At 67.2% G+C, this 17,611-nt stretch carries 15 protein-coding genes; 9 read left to right on the top strand and 6 right to left on the bottom strand.

Annotated elements, in window-relative coordinates; translation table 11 throughout:
- Positions 1 to 9 precede the first annotated feature (9 nt).
- From LGM71_RS03320 to LGM71_RS03335, 4 genes are all read right to left on the bottom strand, one after another.
- A complete protein-coding gene (locus tag LGM71_RS03320) occupies positions 10 to 906 on the bottom strand; it encodes an ABC transporter permease (RefSeq protein WP_151050414.1) in 897 nt (298 codons plus the stop codon).
- A 10-nt stretch (positions 907 to 916) separates the two neighbouring features.
- Positions 917 to 1,741: an ABC transporter permease gene (locus tag LGM71_RS03325; protein ID WP_059603465.1), complete on the bottom strand. Its 825-nt coding sequence runs from the start codon at positions 1,739 to 1,741 to the stop codon at positions 917 to 919.
- Between the two features lie 16 nt (positions 1,742 to 1,757).
- The gene (locus tag LGM71_RS03330) at positions 1,758 to 2,786 is read right to left on the bottom strand and encodes an ABC transporter substrate-binding protein (RefSeq protein ID WP_151050416.1); all 1,029 of its coding nucleotides are present in this window, start codon (positions 2,784 to 2,786) and stop codon (positions 1,758 to 1,760) included.
- Between the two features lie 64 nt (positions 2,787 to 2,850).
- On the bottom strand, positions 2,851 to 3,876 hold the full coding sequence (locus LGM71_RS03335; protein WP_226114007.1) for a substrate-binding domain-containing protein: 1,026 nt from the start codon (positions 3,874 to 3,876) through the stop codon (positions 2,851 to 2,853).
- A gap of 1,037 nt (positions 3,877 to 4,913) precedes the next feature.
- On the opposite strand from LGM71_RS03335, the gene LGM71_RS03340 reads away from it, so the two are divergent.
- The 6 genes from LGM71_RS03340 to lpdA all read left to right on the top strand — a co-directional run bounded on the left by LGM71_RS03340 (position 4,914) and on the right by lpdA (position 12,469).
- Positions 4,914 to 6,062, top strand: a complete 1,149-nt coding sequence (locus LGM71_RS03340) for a porin (RefSeq protein WP_124902055.1) — start codon at positions 4,914 to 4,916, stop codon at positions 6,060 to 6,062.
- A 345-nt stretch (positions 6,063 to 6,407) separates the two neighbouring features.
- Positions 6,408 to 7,034, top strand: a complete 627-nt coding sequence (locus LGM71_RS03345) for a flavin reductase family protein (RefSeq protein ID WP_059603478.1) — start codon at positions 6,408 to 6,410, stop codon at positions 7,032 to 7,034.
- Between the two features lie 411 nt (positions 7,035 to 7,445).
- Positions 7,446 to 8,678: a 3-methyl-2-oxobutanoate dehydrogenase (2-methylpropanoyl-transferring) subunit alpha gene (locus LGM71_RS03350; protein WP_059603482.1), complete on the top strand. Its 1,233-nt coding sequence runs from the start codon at positions 7,446 to 7,448 to the stop codon at positions 8,676 to 8,678.
- 2 nt (positions 8,679 to 8,680) lie between these two features.
- Positions 8,681 to 9,724 (top strand): alpha-ketoacid dehydrogenase subunit beta, encoded by a 1,044-nt coding sequence (locus LGM71_RS03355; protein WP_226114008.1) that lies wholly within the window; start codon positions 8,681 to 8,683, stop codon positions 9,722 to 9,724.
- 1 nt (position 9,725) lies between these two features.
- On the top strand, positions 9,726 to 11,072 hold the full coding sequence (locus LGM71_RS03360) for a dihydrolipoamide acetyltransferase family protein (RefSeq protein WP_226114009.1): 1,347 nt from the start codon (positions 9,726 to 9,728) through the stop codon (positions 11,070 to 11,072).
- A gap of 5 nt (positions 11,073 to 11,077) precedes the next feature.
- A complete protein-coding gene (lpdA, locus tag LGM71_RS03365; protein WP_226114010.1) occupies positions 11,078 to 12,469 on the top strand; it encodes a dihydrolipoyl dehydrogenase in 1,392 nt (463 codons plus the stop codon).
- A 64-nt stretch (positions 12,470 to 12,533) separates the two neighbouring features.
- On the opposite strand, the gene LGM71_RS03370 is transcribed toward lpdA, so the two are convergent.
- Positions 12,534 to 12,875, bottom strand: coding sequence for a hypothetical protein (locus LGM71_RS03370; RefSeq protein ID WP_226114011.1), 342 nt, complete (start codon positions 12,873 to 12,875; stop codon positions 12,534 to 12,536).
- 48 nt (positions 12,876 to 12,923) lie between these two features.
- Here LGM71_RS03370 and LGM71_RS03375 point away from each other — a divergent pair, with 48 nt between their 5' ends.
- The 3 genes from LGM71_RS03375 (at position 12,924) to LGM71_RS03385 (ending at position 16,166) form a co-directional block, all read left to right on the top strand.
- Positions 12,924 to 13,553, top strand: a complete 630-nt coding sequence (locus tag LGM71_RS03375; RefSeq protein ID WP_059603495.1) for an NAD(P)H-binding protein — start codon at positions 12,924 to 12,926, stop codon at positions 13,551 to 13,553.
- Positions 13,554 to 13,743: 190 nt separating this feature from the next.
- On the top strand, positions 13,744 to 14,421 hold the full coding sequence (locus tag LGM71_RS03380; protein ID WP_059603497.1) for an SOS response-associated peptidase family protein: 678 nt from the start codon (positions 13,744 to 13,746) through the stop codon (positions 14,419 to 14,421).
- A gap of 314 nt (positions 14,422 to 14,735) precedes the next feature.
- A complete protein-coding gene (locus LGM71_RS03385) occupies positions 14,736 to 16,166 on the top strand; it encodes a purine-cytosine permease family protein (protein WP_226114012.1) in 1,431 nt (476 codons plus the stop codon).
- A gap of 115 nt (positions 16,167 to 16,281) precedes the next feature.
- On the opposite strand, the gene LGM71_RS03390 is transcribed toward LGM71_RS03385, so the two are convergent.
- Positions 16,282 to 17,487: an MFS transporter gene (locus tag LGM71_RS03390; RefSeq protein WP_226114013.1), complete on the bottom strand. Its 1,206-nt coding sequence runs from the start codon at positions 17,485 to 17,487 to the stop codon at positions 16,282 to 16,284.
- Positions 17,488 to 17,611: the final 124 nt, after the last annotated feature.

Here is a 17,611-nt window from a genome sequence, read left to right on the forward strand (position 1 = left end):
AACGCAGGGTCAGCGCGGGCGACGCTTCAGCGCGCGCGTGCCGGACGGATCGACGCCGAGCCACTGCATCGCGACGAGAAGCGGCAGCGTCATCAGCAGGAACACGATCGTGTAGGCGCTGCCGACCTCGAGGCGCAGCGATGCGTAGGTGTCGGCGAGCCCGACGGGCAACGTCTTCGTGTCGGGCGTATGCAGCATCCACGTCAGGTTGAATTCGCCGATCGACAGCGTGAGCACCGCGAGCGCGCCCGCGACGATGCCGGGGCGCAGGTTCGGCAGCACGATCGTGACGAAGCGCGTGACGAACGACGCGCCGAGGCTCGCCGCGCCTTCCTCGAGCGTGCGCAGGTCGGCACCGGCGGCAACCGCCGCGACCGCGCGCACCATGAACGGCAGCGTGAACACGACGTGGCCGACGACGATGAACCACAGGCTCATCCGGAACGCGGTGAAGCCGCCGTACACGACCAGCAGCGCGAGCGCCGAGGCGAGGCCCGGCAGCGCGACCGGCAGCACGAGCGCTTCCTCGATCACGCGGGCGACGCGGTTCTTGCTGCGTGCGAGCGCATAGCCGGCCGGCACGCCGACGACGAGCACGATCGCGAGTGTCGCGAACGCGACGCCGAGCGACAGCGCGACCGAACCCTGGTATTGCTGCCACACCTGTTCGAGCCAGCGCAGCGTGAGGCCGCTCGACAGCCCGCGGAAATAGTTGACGGTGAGGCCCGCGAGCACCGACATCACGACGGGCACGATCAGGAACGCGCACAGCAGCAGCGTGACGCCCCATTGCAGCGCGGCGATTGCACGCGCGCCCGACACGCGCGGCGCGCGCCGTGCGGCGCCGTGCGCATGCGACGGGGCGGGTGCTGGCGACGGCGCCGACGAACCGGAAAGCGATTGCATGAAGAAATCCTCAGGCCGCGGCGGCGGCGGTATGGCCGGTGAACCGGCGCGCGAGCGCGAGCACGGCCCAGGTGACGATGCCGAGCACGATCGACAGGCCGGCCGCCGTTGCGATGTTCGCGTTCAGCGTGAATTCGGTGTAGATCGTCATCGGCAGCACGTTCAGGTCGGTGGCGAGCGTGAAGGCGGTGCCGAACGCGCCCATCGCGGTCGCGAAGCAGATCGCGCCGGCCGCGATCAGGCCCGGCGCGAGCGCCGGCAGCACGATGTCGACGAAGATGCGCCACGGCGACGCGCCGAGCGAGCGCGCGGCTTCCTCGAGCGACGCGTCGAGCTTCGACGCGGCCGCGATCACCGTGACGATCACGCGCGGAATCGAGAAGTACAGGTAGCCGACGAACAGCCCCGCAACCGAATACGCGAACACCCACTTGTCGCCGGTCAGCTTCGCGGACAGCATCCCGATCAGCCCTTGCCTGCCGGCGAGCATGATCACCATGAAGCCGACCACGACGCCCGGGAACGCGAGCGGAAAGGTGAGCAGCGCGAGCAGCACGCGCTTGCCGGCGAATTCGCGGCGCGCCAGCAGCAGGCCCGAGATCGTCGACAGCGCGAGCGTCGCGAGCGTGACGCCGGCCGACAACGCAACCGTTTCACCGAGGCTCTTCATGTAACGCGCGTTGCCGAGCAGCGTCGCGTACTGCGTGAAGAACGCGCCGTCGGCGGACACCTGCACGAGTGCCGCCATCGGCAGCAGCCAGAACGCGGCGAACACCGCGAGCGCCGGCGCGACGAGCGCGACGCGCCAGCGCAGCGGGAAAGTCAGGTCGAGCATGGCTTGAGTCCGGCGCTTACTGCATCACCTGCAGGTATTGTTGGCCGAACGCCTGCTGACCGGCGGCCATCTTGCCGAAGTCGACCGATTTCGCCCGCGCATATTCGCTCGCCGGCAGGAACTTCGCGGCGACGTCGGCGCCGAGCGTCTGCGCGCGCACCGGACGCAGGTATGCGTTGGCCCACAGCTTCTGGCCTTCGTCGGACAGCACGAAGTCGAGCACCTTCCTGCCGTTCGCATCGTGCGGCGCGCCCTTGACGAGGCTCATCACGTACGGCACCGCGATCGTGCCTTCCTTCGGAATCACGAACTCGACGTTCGCGTGATCCTTGTACTTCGCGCGATACGCGTCGAAGTCGTAGTCGAGCAGGATCGGAATCTCGCCGGACAGCACGCGCGCATACGCGGTCTGCTTCGGCACGATAGGCGCGTTGGCCTTCAGCTTGCGGAACCAGTCGAGCGCCGGCTTGAAGTTGTCGAGGCTGCCGCCGAGCGCCTGGTTGACGGCGACCGCGCCCGCATAGCCGACGAACGCGCTCGACGGATCGAGGTAGCCGACCATCCCCTTGTATTCGGGCTTCAGCAGGTCGGCCCACGAGCGCGGAACCGGCTTGCCGTCGAGCGCGTCCTTGTTCACGAAGAAGCCGAGCGTGCCCGAGTGGATCGCGAACCAGTAGCCCTGCGGGTCTTTCAGGTTCGCGGGGATGTCGTTCCAGTGCGCGGGCTTGTACGGTGCGATCACGTCCTTGTCCTTCGCCTGGAACGCCGACGACACGCCGAGATAGACGACGTCGGCGACCGGGCTCTTCTGCTCGGCGATCAGCTGCGCGATCGCCTGGCCCGAGTTCTTGTTGTCGAACGGCACGCGGATGCCGGTCTTCTGCTTGATCGCCGCGATCTGCGCGGCCCAGTCTGCCCATTCGGGCGGGCAGTTGTAGCAGATCGCGGTTTCGTCGGCGTGGGCGGCGGGTGCGAACGCGACGAGCGCGGCGCAGGCGAGGGGTGCCGCGAGCACGCGCAGCAGCGAGGTCAGGCGAAAGGACACGGTGGGTCTCCGGGCAGGGTAAGGGTAGGTCGCCGCGCCGTGCGCGATGGCGCGGCGCGTGCGTTCAGGCCTGGTGCAACTGAAGGTCGGCGGCCGGCGGCGCGACCGTCGCGCCGTCGCGCACGGTATGCGGCAGGATCAGCGACGTGCGCTCGATCGTCGCGCCGCCGATGCATTCGACGAGACGCCGCCATGCATGGCGGCCGATGTCCTGGTTCGGCGTCGCGACGCTCGCGAGCGGCGGCGCGAGCAACTCGCCGATCGCGATGCCGTCGAAGCCGAGCACCGACAGGTCGTCGGGAATCGAGAAGCCCGCGCGGCGCAGGCCGCGCATGACGACCATCGCGAGCAGGTCGTTGCTGCAGAAGAGGGCGGTCGGGCGCGTGGCCTGCGCGGTGAGGTGCGCGAGCACCGCGTCGGGCAACTCGGCCGCGTTGAAGTCGACTTCGACCGGCGGCAGCGTCGCGACGCCGGCTTCCTCGAGTGCCTGCGCGTAGCCGAGATGGCGCTGGCGTGCGCGATCCGACGCGGCGAGCGAGCCGGCCAGCATCAGCACGCGGCGATGACCGCGCGCGGTCAGCAGACGGACGCCGTCATAGGCGGCGCGGCGGTTGTCGACCGACACCGACGGGCGGCGTTGCGTGTCGTTGTGCATCAGCACGTAATGCGGGCCGTCGCGGTCGAGCATGTCGAGCAGCGGATGCGTGTCCGCATCGGCGACGGTCAGGATCAGCCCCTCGACGCGCTGCTCGCGCAGCGTCTCGATCGCATGGCGCTCGCGCGCCGCATCGTATTCGGTCGTCATCAGGATCAGCTTGAAGCCGGCTGCGGTCGCGAGTTCGTCGATGCCCTGCAGGCAGTCGGCGAAGACCGGGTTCGACAGCGTCGGCACGACGACGCCGACGAGCCGCGTACGCTCGCCGCGCAACTGCCGGCCGAGCGGGCTCGGGCGGAACTGCAGCGTGTCGATGGCGGTGCGGATCGTCGCCAGCGTGGCGGGGCTGACAGTGTGCGGCGCGTTGATCGCGCGCGAGACGGTGGCGATCGAGAAGCCGGCGAGCGTGGCGACGTCCTTGATGGTCGGGGTCATGAAGTTACGCGATGTAAACGTTTTCGGCAGGGAAATTATCGAAAACGTTTGTGACCTCGCGATGACGCGCGAGACGTCTGTTTCGCGAGCAGCACGATACAAACATCTGACGTTTGGCGCCCGGCGAGCGGGGCGGATTCGATTGTATCGGCGGATGCTGCGGCGCGGGACGAAATCGATGAAGATGTCGCGTCGATGTCGATGACGGCGGATAGATCGGGGCGCGGACGGTGTGGGCCGACATGCTGCATCGCGATGCAATGCGCGTGAATCCGCTAACGCATGTGCAAGCAATGGTAGAATCGCGTCCGCCCTTTTGCCGGGGTGATGAAATTGGTAAACATAGCGGACTTAAACGATTGAGTGCCCGGCCGGAAACGGTTGGTGCAGAACCCTTCAAATTCGGCGAAACCCCTGATGCGCGCATCGAGGCAACGCCGAGCCAAGCCTCGCGGTACAGCTCAAGCGAGGAAGGTGTAGAGACTAGACGGGGGGCGCCTAAGGCGCACGGGCGGCGATCACGCCCGTGCGCGACGGCGAAGGCATAGTCCAGCGCACGAACGGCTTCGTTTCGACGCCGCCGGCTTTGAAAGAAGCAGTGTGACGAAAATCCGCCGCCTTGATTGGCTTGCCGGTTCAAGTCCGGTCCCCGGCACCAGATTCGCTTCAATGCGATGCCACGAAGTTCAGAAGACCCGCGAGAAACACGTTTCTCGCGGGTCTTTTGTTTTCAGGTCCTGCTCGGGTGCCATTCACGTCCGAGGGCATGCGGGTGTATGCGGGCATATAGGTACGGGCTGTTACGCGTCGCACGTCGTCGCCCACGATGAAGTGGTCTTTACCGCCTTGCTATCCGGTTTCCGTGCCGAAAAATAGTCTCCGTTCCGGAGAGCACCTTTCCGCTGCCGGTCACTAACAGTAGAAAAACGGCTCATTACACTGCGCCCGTCGCATCGCGGGATACATCGACGCGGCACGCATTCGCAGCGCGCAAGCCTTGCGACCAGCAAACGAGAGACCTTGGGGGGTAAATCATCATGAACAAGCGTTGGGGGATCATCGTGCCCGCCGCGTTGCTTGCCACCGCGGCGCATGCGCAAAGCAGCGTGACGCTCTACGGCAAGATCGAGGACGGTATCAACTACACGAGCAACGCACGCGGCCACGGTACCGTGCAACTGCAAAGCGGCTACGATTACGGCAGCCGCTGGGGCATCAGGGGTACAGAGGACCTCGGCGGAGGCTACCAGGCCATCTTCACGCTCGAGAGCGGTTTCGACGTCAACAACGGGAAAATGAGCCAGGGCGGCCGGGAATTCGGCCGTCAGGCTTTCGTCGGCATCGCGTCGGAGCGTTACGGTACCGTGACGTTCGGCCGCCAGTACGATCCGAGCGTCGACATTTTCTCGCCGCTCACCGCGAACGGAAACTGGACGGGCTATCTGTTTGCGCATCCCTACGACAACGACAACACCGATTACTCGTTCCGGGTGAACAACTCGGTGAAATACGTGTCGCCCGTGTGGCACGGGATTACCGCGGAAGCCATGTACGGATTCAGCAATCAGGCGGGCGGCTTTGCGAACAATCGTCTGTATGGCGCCGCGCTGCAGTACCAGCAGGGCGGGCTGACGGTCGGCGCGTCGTATTTGAAGATCAACAACGCACACAATGGCGATACGACCGGCGCGATCACCGGCGACAACACGTTCGATGCGTCGTCGCAGCAGAACATCGGCATCGGCGTGAACTACGCGTTTGCGAATGCGCTCGTCGGGTTCACATACTCGCACGTGGATGTGTACGATCCGACGTCCAATGCGTATTTCACCGGGACGACGCAGCCGGCCGGCGGCACATGGAACGCGTGGAAATTCGATAACTTCGAGGTCAACGGGCTCTATCATTTCACGCCCGCGTTATACCTCGGCGCGGCTTACACCTATACGCAGGCCCGTGTCGCCTCGACGGTCGGCTCGTTCAATCCGAAGTGGCATCAGCTGAGCACGAAGTTGAATTACGACATGTCGAAGCGCACGTCAGTATTCGTGGAAGGGGTCTATCAGCATGCAATGAACGCACACACCGGGACCGACTTCGACTACGCGTACGTTCCGGGCGCGGCCGACATCTCGTCGAGCCCGAACCAGTACGTCGTGCGTGTCGCGCTACTGCATCATTTCTGACACGGCTGCTGTTCGCGGGCACCGTTCGCCAGCCACCGCATCGGCCCGCACGCGATAGCGTGAAGGATCGCGGGCCGTTCTCCTCTTGCAGTGGTGCCGGACGGGTGGATCGCGTGGAGTCCGGCCTCGATAAGACCCGCGAGATGCCATGCACTCGCGGGTTTTTCATTGTGCGCGCCGCCCGCATCGGCGTTGCAACGCTGCCCGCGGTGCAGCTTCGCTGCGACGAACGTGAGGCCATGTGATACTTGGAACACACGTCGCGCCGCACGCATGTGCTTCACCGGCACACGCACCTGCGCCGAGCGCTTTCAACACCATTTGCCTGTCGCAACACGATCCGCCATGACCGATTCGAACTATCACTATTACGAACCGTCGCAAGGCCACGGGCTGCCGCACGACCCGCTGAACGCGATCGTGGGTCCGCGCCCGATCGGCTGGATTTCATCCCGAGGCGCCGACGGCACGCTGAACCTCGCGCCGTACAGCTTCTTCAACGCGTTCAACTATCGTCCGCCGATCATCGGCTTTTCGAGCACCGCCGCGAAGGACAGCCTGCGCAACGTGCAGGAAACCGGCGAGTTCGTCTGGAACCTCGCGACGCGCGACCTTGCCGAGCGGATGAACCAGACCTGTGCCGCGGTGCCGTATGGCGTCAACGAATTCGAACTCGGCGGCCTGACCGCGATTGCGTCGCGCCTCGTCGACGTGCCGCGCGTGGCGGAAAGTGGCGTGAACTTCGAATGCAAGGTGACCGACGTGATCCGGCTGCGCGATCACCGCGGCGTCGAGACACCGGCGACGCTGGTGCTCGGCGAGGTCATCGCCGTGCATATCCGTCATGACCTGCTGAAGGACGGCATCTTCGACACGTTCGGCGCGGGCATCATTCTGCGCGCCGGCGGCCCATCGGCCTACGTGCACGTGACGCCCGGCAGCCGCTTCGACATCGCGCGCCCCGACGCGTGATTCATCGTCCGCCGGGGCCAGTCGGCCAGCCGGCCAAGCTGGCGCGCAAGCGCCCCGACGCACCGAGACCCCGCCGGGATCCAGGATTTCGCGGGGTCTTTTGCTTCGTATCGTCCGATATGACCACGGTGTGCCGATCGGTCCGGCCTCGATACGCACGCTCCACCGGCCGTTGACGCAGCGCAGCACGGGCGGCGTGCGTTCACGCCGCCGCCAGCATCGATCGTCCATCGACCCCGCCATGGCAAATCTGCTCACCCGCAACGAGCGGGTTGGCCATCGACGTTTCGCGCCATAAGGCATAAATTTCCAGGGTTGGCGCGCTTATCCGTGCGCCAGCTCGCGCGTGAGCCGGCAACCGGCCGCGCGCGTCCATCAGCGTGAGACACAATCGAGCGTGGAGACGACACGATGAGCCTGTCAGAGCCATTGCGTCTGCATGTGCCGGAGCCCACCGGGCGTCCGGGCTGCAAGACGGATTTTTCCTATCTGCATCTATCGCCGGCAGGCGCGGTTCGCCGCCCGCCGATCGACGTTGCGCCGGCGGATACCGCCCATCTCGCCCGCAGCCTGGTGCGCGTGCTCGACGACCACGGCGAAGCCCTCGGCCCGTGGGCGCCGGACCTCGACGATGCGCGCCTGATCGCGGGGATGCGCGCGATGCTCAAGACCCGCATCTTCGACGCGCGCATGATGATCGCGCAGCGTCAGAAGAAAATCTCCTTCTACATGGTGAGCCTCGGCGAAGAGGCGATCGGCGCCGCGCATGCGATGGCGCTGCGTCATGGCGACATGTGCTTCCCGACTTACCGCCAGCAAAGCATCCTGATTGCGCGCGACGTGTCGCTCGAACGGATGATCTGCCAGTTGATGTCGAACGAAGGCGATCCGCTGAAGGGGCGCCAGCTTCCGGTCATGTATTCGGACCGCGAAGCCGGCTTCTTCTCGATCTCGGGCAATCTGGCGACGCAGTTCATCCAGGCGGTCGGCTGGGCGATGGCGTCGGCGATCAAGGGCGACACGAAGATCTCGTCCGCATGGATCGGCGACGGCGCGACCGCGGAATCCGACTTTCACACCGCGCTGACGTTCGCGCACGTGTATCGCGCGCCGGTCGTGCTGAACGTCGTCAACAACCAGTGGGCGATCTCGACGTTCCAGGCGATCGCGGGCGGCGAGGGCACGACGTTCGCCGGGCGCGGCGTCGGCTGCGGTATCGCTTCGCTGCGCGTCGACGGCAACGACTTCCTCGCGATCTACGCGGCATCGACCTGGGCGGCCGAACGCGCGCGCCGCAATCTCGGCCCGACGCTGATCGAGTGGGTGACCTATCGCGCCGGCGCGCACTCGACGTCGGACGATCCGACCAAATACCGGCCGAGCGACGACTGGGCACATTTTCCGCTCGGCGATCCGATCGCCCGCTTCAAGCAGCACCTGATCGCGAAGGGCATCTGGTCGGACAGCGCGCACGACGCGCTCACGGCCGAGCTGGAGGCCGAGGTGATGGCCGCGCAGAAGGAAGCGGAGAAGTTCGGGACGCTGGCCGACGACCGGATTCCGTCGCCGGCCTCGATGTTCGACGACGTGTACAAGGAGCTGCCCGCGCATCTGCGCCGTCAGCGCCAGGAACTGGGAGCCTGATCATGGCGCAACATGAAACGACGACGGCATCGGCGCAGCCGATGACGATGATCCAGGCGCTGCGCTCCGCGATGGACGTGATGCTCGGCCGAGACGACGACGTGGTCGTGTTCGGGCAGGACGTCGGCTACTTCGGCGGCGTGTTCCGCTGCACCGAGGGGCTGCAGGCCAAGTACGGCAAGTCGCGCGTGTTCGATGCGCCGATCTCGGAAGGCGGGATCGTCGGCGCCGCGGTCGGGATGGGCGCGTATGGATTGCGGCCGGTCTGCGAGATCCAGTTCGCGGACTACTTCTATCCGGCGTCCGACCAGATCGTGTCGGAAGGCGCGCGGCTGCGCTATCGCTCCGCGGGCCAGTTCACGGCGCCGATGACGATCCGGATGCCGTGCGGCGGCGGCATCTACGGCGGCCAGACGCACAGCCAGAGCCCGGAGGCGATGTTCACGCAGGTCTGCGGATTGCGTACGGTGATGCCGTCGAATCCGTACGACGCGAAAGGACTCCTGATCGCCTCGATCGAGAACGACGATCCGGTGATCTTCCTCGAACCGAAACGCCTGTACAACGGGCCGTTCGACGGCCATCACGAGCGTCCCGTCACGTCGTGGCTCAAGCATCCGGGCAGCGCGGTGCCGGAAGGCTATTACACGGTGCCGCTCGATACGGCTGCCGTCGTTCGGCCCGGCAACGACTTGACGGTGCTGACGTACGGCACGACCGTGCACGTGTCGCTGGCCGCCGCCGAGGAGACCGGCATCGATGCGGAAGTGATCGACCTGCGCACGCTGTGGCCGGTCGATCTCGACACGATCGTCGCGTCGGTGCGCAAGACCGGCCGCTGCGTGGTGGTGCACGAAGCGACGCGCACCTGCGGCTACGGCGCGGAGCTGGTGTCGCTCGTCCAGGAGCACTGCTTCTACCATCTGGAAGCGCCGATCGAGCGGACGACCGGCTGGGACACGCCGTATCCGCACGCGCAGGAATGGGCGTATTTCCCCGGCCCGGCCCGGGTCGGCGAATCGTTGCGACGCGTGATGGAGGCCTGAGATGGGGATTCATGTCATCAAGATGCCGGATATCGGCGAAGGGATTGCCGAGGTCGAGCTGGTGGCCTGGCACGTGCAACCGGGGCAGACGATCGCCGAAGACCAGCCGCTCGCCGATGTGATGACCGACAAGGCGGCGGTGGAGATTCCGTCGCCGGTGGCCGGCAAGGTGCTGGAGCTTGGCGGGCGAATCGGCGAGATGATGGCGGTCGGCAGCGAGTTGATCCGTCTCGAAGTCGAAGGCGACGGCAACCTGAAGCCGGGCGCGAAGGCGCGCGATGCCGGCGCGGAGGTGACGCGGCCTCCGGCGGTGGTCGATGTGCGTGCGGAGACGTCGTCCATCGCTGAGGGATCCGAAACACATGCGTCACCGACGGCGCCGCCGCCTGCCGCGGCCCGCGTGCCGGCCGAGACGCGCCGCGCGGAACACGCGGAACACGCGGTGCCGCCGCGCGCGGCGCTCGCGCCCGGCGAACGGCCGCTCGCGTCGCCGGCGGTGCGCCAGCGCGCATGGGACATGGGCATCGAGCTGCGCTACGTGCGCGGCACCGGCGAAGCCGGGCGGATCCTGCATGCGGACCTCGATGCGTACGCACGCACGGGCGGCGGCGCGCCGCGCGGATCCCAGGCGCGCGGCTACGACGAGCGCAACGACGAAACCGACGTGCCGGTGATCGGCCTGCGGCGCGCGATCGCGCGCAAGATGCAGGAAGCGAAGCGCCGCATTCCGCACTTCAGCTACGTCGAGGAGCTCGACGTCACCGAGCTCGAATCGCTGCGCGCCGAGCTGAACCGGCGCCACGGCGACACGCGCGGCCGGCTCACGCTGCTGCCGCTGCTGATTCGCGCGATGGCGATCGCGTTGCGCGACTTCCCGCAGATCAACGCGCGCTACGACGACGAAGCCGGTGTGGTCACGCGCTACGGCGCGGTGCACGTGGGCGTCGCGACGCAGACGGACGGCGGTCTCACGGTGCCGGTCCTGCGTCATGCGGAAGCGCGCGACGTGTGGTCGATCTCGGCGGAAATCGCGCGGCTCGCCGACGCGGTGCGCGCGAACCGCGCGCAGCGCGACGAACTGACCGGCTCGACGATCACGATCTCGAGCCTCGGCGCACTCGGCGGCATCGTGTCGACGCCGGTCATCAATCATCCCGAGGTCGCAATCGTCGGCGTGAACCGGATCGTCGAGCGACCGATGATCCGCGACGGCGCGATCGTCGCGCGCAAGATGATGAACCTGTCGTCGTCGTTCGACCATCGCGTCGTCGACGGCGCGGATGCGGCCGAATTCATCCAGGCCGTGCGCGGGTTGCTCGAGCGTCCGGCGCTGCTGTTCGTGGAGTGAGCGCGATGAAGAACGAACACACCACGTTGCTCGTGATCGGCGGCGGGCCGGGCGGTTACGTCGCTGCGATTCGCGCGGGGCAGCTCGGCATTCCGACGGTGCTGGTCGAGCGCGAACGGCTCGGCGGCACGTGCCTGAACATCGGCTGCATTCCGTCGAAGGCGCTGATCCATGTCGCCGATGCGTTCGAGCAGGCGTGCGGTCAGGCCGGCGAAGGGATGCTCGGGATTCGCGTGCGCACGCCGGAGATCGACATCGCGAAAAGCGTCGCGTGGAAGGACGGCATCGTCGAGCGGCTCACGCGCGGGGTCGGCGCGCTGCTGAAGAAGCACGGCGTGCGCGTGTTGCACGGCGATGCGCGCGTCGTCGACGGCAAGACGGTCGACGTCGTGGCCGGCGACCACACGACGCGGATCGCATGCGAGCACCTGTTGCTCGCGTCGGGTTCGGAACCGGTCGCGCTGCCGTCGATGCCGTTCGGCGGCCACGTCGTGTCGTCGACCCAGGCGCTGTCGCCCGCGTCGTTGCCGAAGCGGCTGATCGTCGTCGGCGCCGGGTACATCGGGCTCGAACTCGGATTCGTCTATCGCAAGCTCGGCGTCGACGTCGGCATCGTCGAGGTGGCCGAACGCGTGCTGCCCGCATACGACGCGGAACTCGCGAAGCCGGTCGCCGATTCGCTCGCGCGGCTCGGCGTCGGGCTCTGGCTGGGCCACAAGGTGCTGGGCCTCGCGAGCGACGGCGCGGTGCGCGTGCAGGCACCCGACGGCGCGGAGAAGACGCTGCCGGCCGATCGCGTGCTGGTCGCGGTCGGCCGCCGGCCGCGCGTCGACGGCTTCGGGCTCGAATCGCTGCCGCTCGATCGCAATGGCCGCGCGCTGCGCATCGATGACGAATGCAGGACGTCGATGCGCAACGTATGGGCGATCGGCGACGTCGCCGGCGAGCCGATGCTCGCGCATCGCGCGATGGCGCAGGGCGAGATGGTGGCCGAGCTGATCGCCGGACGCCGCCGCAAGTTCACGCCGGCATCGATCCCGGCCGTGTGCTTCACCGATCCCGAGGTCGTCACGTCCGGCTGGTCGCCCGACGACGCGAAGGCGGACGGCGTCGACTGCATCAGCGCGTCGTTCCCGTTCGCGGCGAACGGCCGCGCGATGACGCTGCAGGCGACCGATGGCTTCGTGCGCGTCGTCGCGCGGCGCGACACGCATCTGATCGTCGGCTGGCAGGCGGTCGGGCGCGGTGTGTCGGAACTGGCCGCGGCGTTTTCGCAGTCGCTCGAGATGGGCGCGCGGCTCGAAGACATCGGAGGCACGATCCACGCGCATCCGACGCTCGGCGAAGCGATGCAGGAGGCGGCGTTGCGCGCGCTGGGGCATGCGTTGCATGTGTGATCTCCGCGTCGTTGTTCATATCGATCGAAGCCCCGCCACGGCGGGGCTTTTTTGTGTGCGCGGGTTACGGGCGCGGCCGTTCGACCGTCCGCCGCAGCTGAAGGGCATCGCGACGCTGCTGAACACGAGCGAGCACAGGCTCACGCGCCGGCTGCAGGAAGAGGGCGCATGCTTCGGCGACATCTCGAATGCGGTGCGCAAGACGCACGCGCAGGCGCTGGTCGCCGAAGGGCGGTTGTCGATCAAGGAAAATCGCGGCGGAACTGGGGTTCAGCGACTTGTCGCCGTTCTCGCAGGCGCACAAGCGCTGGACCAGCGTCGCGCCGAGCGTGTCGTGGCTGGCGGGAACGCGCTCGTAGCGGGCGGGATGCGGGTTGCGGTTGACCCTCCCGCGCGGACCGTTCATCGTGTCGGTTCCACGCCGATTCACCGGCCTCACACGGAATGACTTGCCATGAAACTGTTGCTCGTCGGCGCGACCGGACTCGTCGGGCGTCACGTCCTTGAAGCCGCGCTGGCCGATGCGCGGGTGGACCAGGTCGTCGTGCTCGCGCGCCGGCCGTTGTCGCCGCATCCGAAGATGCGCGCGCTGGAGGTCGACTTCGATCATCTGCCCGAGGCGGCCGACTGGTGGCAGGCCGACGCGGTGATCTGCACGCTCGGCACCACGATGCGCGTCGCGGGCTCGCAGGCCGCATTTCGACGCGTCGATCACGACTATCCGCTCGCGGTTGCGCATCTCGCGCATCGGTCCGGCACGCCGACCTACGTGCTGAATTCCGCGCTCGGCGCCGATCCGGGCTCGCGCATCTTCTACAACCGCGTGAAGGGCGAGGTCGAGCGCGCGCTCGCGGGCATCGGGTTCGCGTCGCTGACCTGCGTGCGACCGGGCCTGATCGGCGGCAGCCGCGACGAATTCCGGTTCGGCGAACGGATGCTGGTGCTTGCGTTGAGCGTCGCCGGGCCGCTGCTGCCGCGGAAGTGGCGCGTGAATCCCGCGCCGCGCATTGCCCGCGCGCTGCTCGACGCCGCGCTCGAGGCGCGCCCGGGCGTGCATGTGATCGGATCGGAACGGTTGGCCTGAACCGGAACGGGCGACGACGCGCTGCCGGCGGCACGGATGAACGAACGGACGGCCCGCGCCGGCTGTTCGCGCACGACGCCGTCGAGCGGGCCGAACTGCTGTAAGACTGTTTCGTCACACCACGCAATGGCGGACAAGTGGCTGCACGCTGACCTACGATGAAGACATCGCGTCCATCGTCTGCCCAACCGTGTGCACCCACTACCGCGCCCCTGATGAAGACCCGGGTATCAGCGAGCTGAGGATCGGCATCGGCGACCTGTTTCGTCGCGCTCCGTGGGAGCCCGACGTCTATCCGGATTACGCGGCACCCATCGCGCGTGCCGACGGTGACGGCCTCGCGGTCGTTCGCGCGGTGTTCGGCTTCTGGCCGAAGTTCATGCAGCCCGAGCGTCTCGACGAGAACGGCCGTAAGCGAAAGAAGCTCGATACGGTGAACGCGCGCGCGGAAACGATCGGTTCGTCGCGACTCTACGGCAACGCCTGGCGCAACGGCCAGCGCTGCCTGATTCCAGTGCGCTGGATCTTCGAGCCGTGCTACGAAACGGGCCGCAACGTATGGCACCGGATCGGTGTCGACGGCTGGCAACCGTGCTGCGTCGCCGGCCTCTGGCGGCGTTACGAAACCGCCGATGGCCATGAGTGCATCGGCATGACGATGCTCACGGTCAATGCCGACGATCATCCGGTGTTCGCGCGCATGCATCGGCCCGGCGACGAGAAGCGGGGCGTCGTGATCCTGCGTCGCGACGACTACGACGAATGGCTGCATGCGCGCGACGTCGAGGCTGCGCGGCGCATGCTGACGCTCCTTCCCGCCGGGGACATGGTCGCCGCATCCGATCAGGTGTCGCCCGCTGGCACCTGAGGTTTCGTTTTCCCTGCATTTTTCATGCGTTCAACTGACGCATCCGGCCGCCGGATGTGCTCGGCTTTCCCGGGCGATATGCAAAACTGCCAGACACCGGGTAATCACCGATATCAGCCATGTTGTATATACAAGATGATCCGCTGGCACTCTCGGCGCGGGTCGTGCCGGCTGCGCGCCCGCGTGCGGACCTTGCGTGGCGCGTGCCCCGGCGATCCACGGCGCGCCGCACCCGACGAGTCGGAGGGGCGGCTCGGCACGTTCCCCGTCTCGTCCAAACCATTTGCGATCCTCAGTATCCTGGAGATTTTCCCGTGTCGACGAATCCCAATGGAAAAGCCGGTGGTCTGATCGAGGTACGCTCGATCGATTTCATTCCCGACGCCGAACGCCACGGCGGCCTGCTGAGCCAGTTCACGCTGTGGCTGTCGGCGAACATGCAGATCACGGCCATCGTCACGGGGGCGCTGGCGGTCGTGCTCGGCGGCGACGTGTTCTGGTCGCTGGTCGCGCTGCTGCTCGGCCAGTTCGTCGGCGGCGCGGTGATGGCGTTGCACGGCGCGCAGGGGCCGCAACTCGGCTTGCCGCAGATGATCTCGAGTCGCGTGCAGTTCGGCGTCTACGGCGCGATGATCCCGATCGTGCTCGTGTGCCTGATGTACATCGGTTTTTCCGCCAGCGGCTCGGTGCTCGCCGGGCAGGCCGTCGCGCAACTGCTGCACGTCGACGACGCGGCCGGCATCCTGCTGTTCGCGGCCGTGATCGTCGTGCTGACGGTGTTCGGCTATCGTGCGATCCACTTCGTTGGCCGGATCGCGAGCGTGATCGGCATCGTCGCTTTCGTCTACATGTTCGCGCAGCTGTTCGCGAACCACGACGTCGGCGCGCTGCTCGCGAACCGGCACTTCTCGCTCGCGAGCTTCCTGCTGTCGATGTCGCTGTCCGCGTCGTGGCAGATTGCGTTCGGCCCGTACGTCGCCGATTATTCGCGCTACCTGCCGCGCTCGACGTCGTCGGTCGCCACGTTCCTCGCGGTTGGCCTCGGCTCGGTGATCGGCGCGCAGGCGGCAATGGTGTTCGGCGTGTTCGCGGCCGCGCTGGCCGGCAGCCAGTTCGCGCACCATGAGGTGTCCTATATCGTCGGCCTCGGCTCGACGGGCGCCGTGGCTGCGTTGCTGTATTTCACCATCGCGTTCGGCAAGGTGACGGTGACGGCACTCAACGCGTACGGCAGCTTCATGTCGATGGCGACGATCGTCAGCGGTTTCCGCGGCAAGGGCGCGGTGTCGTCACGCAGCCGTCTCGCGTACATCTTCGGGATGATCTGCGTGTCGACGCTGATCGCGCTCGCCGGCCGCCATTCGTTCCTGAAGGAATTCACCGCGTTCATCCTGTTCCTGCTCGCGTTCTTCACGCCTTGGAGCGCGATCAACCTGGTCGACTATTACTGCTTCACGCGCTCGCGCTACGATGTGCCGGCGCTGTCCGATCCGGACGGCCGCTATGGCCGCTGGAACGTGATGGCGATCACGATCTACGTGGTCGGCATCCTCGTGCAGCTGCCGTTCATGTCGACGCATATCTACACGGGCCCGCTCGTCGACGCGCTCGGCGGCACCGACATCTCGTGGATCCTCGGCCTCGTCGTGCCGGCCGTGCTGTACTACTTCGGTGCGCGTGCATCGCGACGCAGCATCCCCGAGCGCCTGATCCTGCCGCTCGAACGCGGCGAGGTTCAGCACTGAACTGACTGGCGCATCGCGTCGCCCGCGTGCCGGCAGGCAGCCGAGCTGTTCGTGCCGGTGCGGGCGTTTCCCAATTGCGGTGCCGCTTACCGCCGCCGTGCGGATCGCCGTGTGCTTACGAACGCGCGGCGACCGGCGCGCGGCGGCGCTGGATCATCTGCAATGCGACCAGCGCGAGTCCCGCCGCGGCGATCAGCCCGCCGACGAGCGGCACTGCCCCATAGCCGAAGCCGGCCGAAATCGCCGCACCGCCGGCTGCCGCGCCGAGCGCGTTGCCGAGATTGAACGCGCCGATGTTGACGGCCGAGGCGAGGCCCGGCGCTTCGTGTGCGGCACGCATCACGCGCATCTGCAGCGGCGGGACCACCGCGAACGTCGCGACACCCCAGACGAGCAGCGTGACCGCGGCACCGACATGCGTGCGGGCGAGCAGCGAGAACGCTGCCATCGTCATGATCAGCAGTACGAGGAAGCCGATGAGCGTGCCGTCGAGCGAGCGATCGGCGAGGCGGCCGCCGGCGATGTTGCCGATCGAGAAGCCGACGCCGATCAGCACGAGCATCGCGGTGACGAAGCCGGGTGTCGCGCCGGTCAGGTGTTCGAGCGTCGGGGCGACATACGTGTACAGCGTGAACATCGCGCCGGCGCCGAGCACCGTGGTCCCGAGCGCGCCGAGCACGACGGGGCGCGTGAGCACGGACAGTTCGGCGCGCAGGTTCGGCATCTTGCTGGCTGCGCCCTTCGGCAGCGCGGCCAACAGGCCGGCGATCGCGATCAGGCCGAGCGCCGCGGTTGCCGCGAACGACATGCGCCAGCCGATCATCTGGCCGAGCCAGGTCGCGGCCGGCACGCCGCCGACGTTCGCGATCGTGAGGCCCATGAACATCGTCGCGACCGCGCTGGCCTGCTTTTCACGCGGCACGAGGCTCGCCGCGACCACCGAGCCGAGCCCGAAGAATGCGCCGTGGTTGAGGCTCGTGACGAGCCGCGCGAGCAGCAGCGTCGTGTAGTCCGGCGCGACGGCCGACAACAGGTTGCCGATCGTGAAGATCGACATCAGCGCGATCAGCGCCGAGCGATGCGACCAGCGCGCGAGCAGCAGCGTCATCAGCGGCGCGCCGACCATCACGCCGATCGCATACGCGCTGATCAGCATGCCTGCCTGCGGAATCGACACGTGCACGCCGTCGGCGATCACGGGCAAGAGGCCCATCGGCGAGAACTCGGTCGTGCCGATGCCGAAGGCCCCGGCGGCGAGCGCCAGCAGCGGCAGCGCGGCGCTGCCGCCCGGGCGGGAAGGGGAAGAAGTCGTGCTGTTCACGCGATGAGCTCCTGCAAGCATTGGGCAACGGCACCGGGCCATTGCGGACAGGGTGAAGTGTGCCTGCATTACTTTTGCGGAAAAAGCCGCGCTCCGGCGAAATTATCTTGATTCGATATCAATA

The organism is Burkholderia sp. AU33545, from assembly GCF_020419685.1.
In the GTDB taxonomy this organism is placed as follows: domain Bacteria; phylum Pseudomonadota; class Gammaproteobacteria; order Burkholderiales; family Burkholderiaceae; genus Burkholderia; species Burkholderia diffusa.

What these genes read in the sequence shown, in the direction of transcription:
- LGM71_RS03320 (WP_151050414.1), bottom strand. Translation starts at nt 906, where the DNA reads ATGCAATCGCTTTCCGGTTCGTCGGCGCCGTCGCCAGCACCCGCCCCG.
- LGM71_RS03325 (WP_059603465.1), bottom strand. Translation starts at nt 1,741, where the DNA reads ATGCTCGACCTGACTTTCCCGCTGCGCTGGCGCGTCGCGCTCGTCGCG.
- LGM71_RS03335 (WP_226114007.1), bottom strand. Translation starts at nt 3,876, where the DNA reads ATGACCCCGACCATCAAGGACGTCGCCACGCTCGCCGGCTTCTCGATC.
- LGM71_RS03340 (WP_124902055.1), top strand. Translation starts at nt 4,914, where the DNA reads ATGAACAAGCGTTGGGGGATCATCGTGCCCGCCGCGTTGCTTGCCACC.
- LGM71_RS03345 (WP_059603478.1), top strand. Translation starts at nt 6,408, where the DNA reads ATGACCGATTCGAACTATCACTATTACGAACCGTCGCAAGGCCACGGG.
- LGM71_RS03350 (WP_059603482.1), top strand. Translation starts at nt 7,446, where the DNA reads ATGAGCCTGTCAGAGCCATTGCGTCTGCATGTGCCGGAGCCCACCGGG.
- LGM71_RS03355 (WP_226114008.1), top strand. Translation starts at nt 8,681, where the DNA reads ATGGCGCAACATGAAACGACGACGGCATCGGCGCAGCCGATGACGATG.
- LGM71_RS03360 (WP_226114009.1), top strand. Translation starts at nt 9,726, where the DNA reads ATGGGGATTCATGTCATCAAGATGCCGGATATCGGCGAAGGGATTGCC.
- lpdA (WP_226114010.1), top strand. Translation starts at nt 11,078, where the DNA reads ATGAAGAACGAACACACCACGTTGCTCGTGATCGGCGGCGGGCCGGGC.
- LGM71_RS03370 (WP_226114011.1), bottom strand. Translation starts at nt 12,875, where the DNA reads ATGAACGGTCCGCGCGGGAGGGTCAACCGCAACCCGCATCCCGCCCGC.
- LGM71_RS03375 (WP_059603495.1), top strand. Translation starts at nt 12,924, where the DNA reads ATGAAACTGTTGCTCGTCGGCGCGACCGGACTCGTCGGGCGTCACGTC.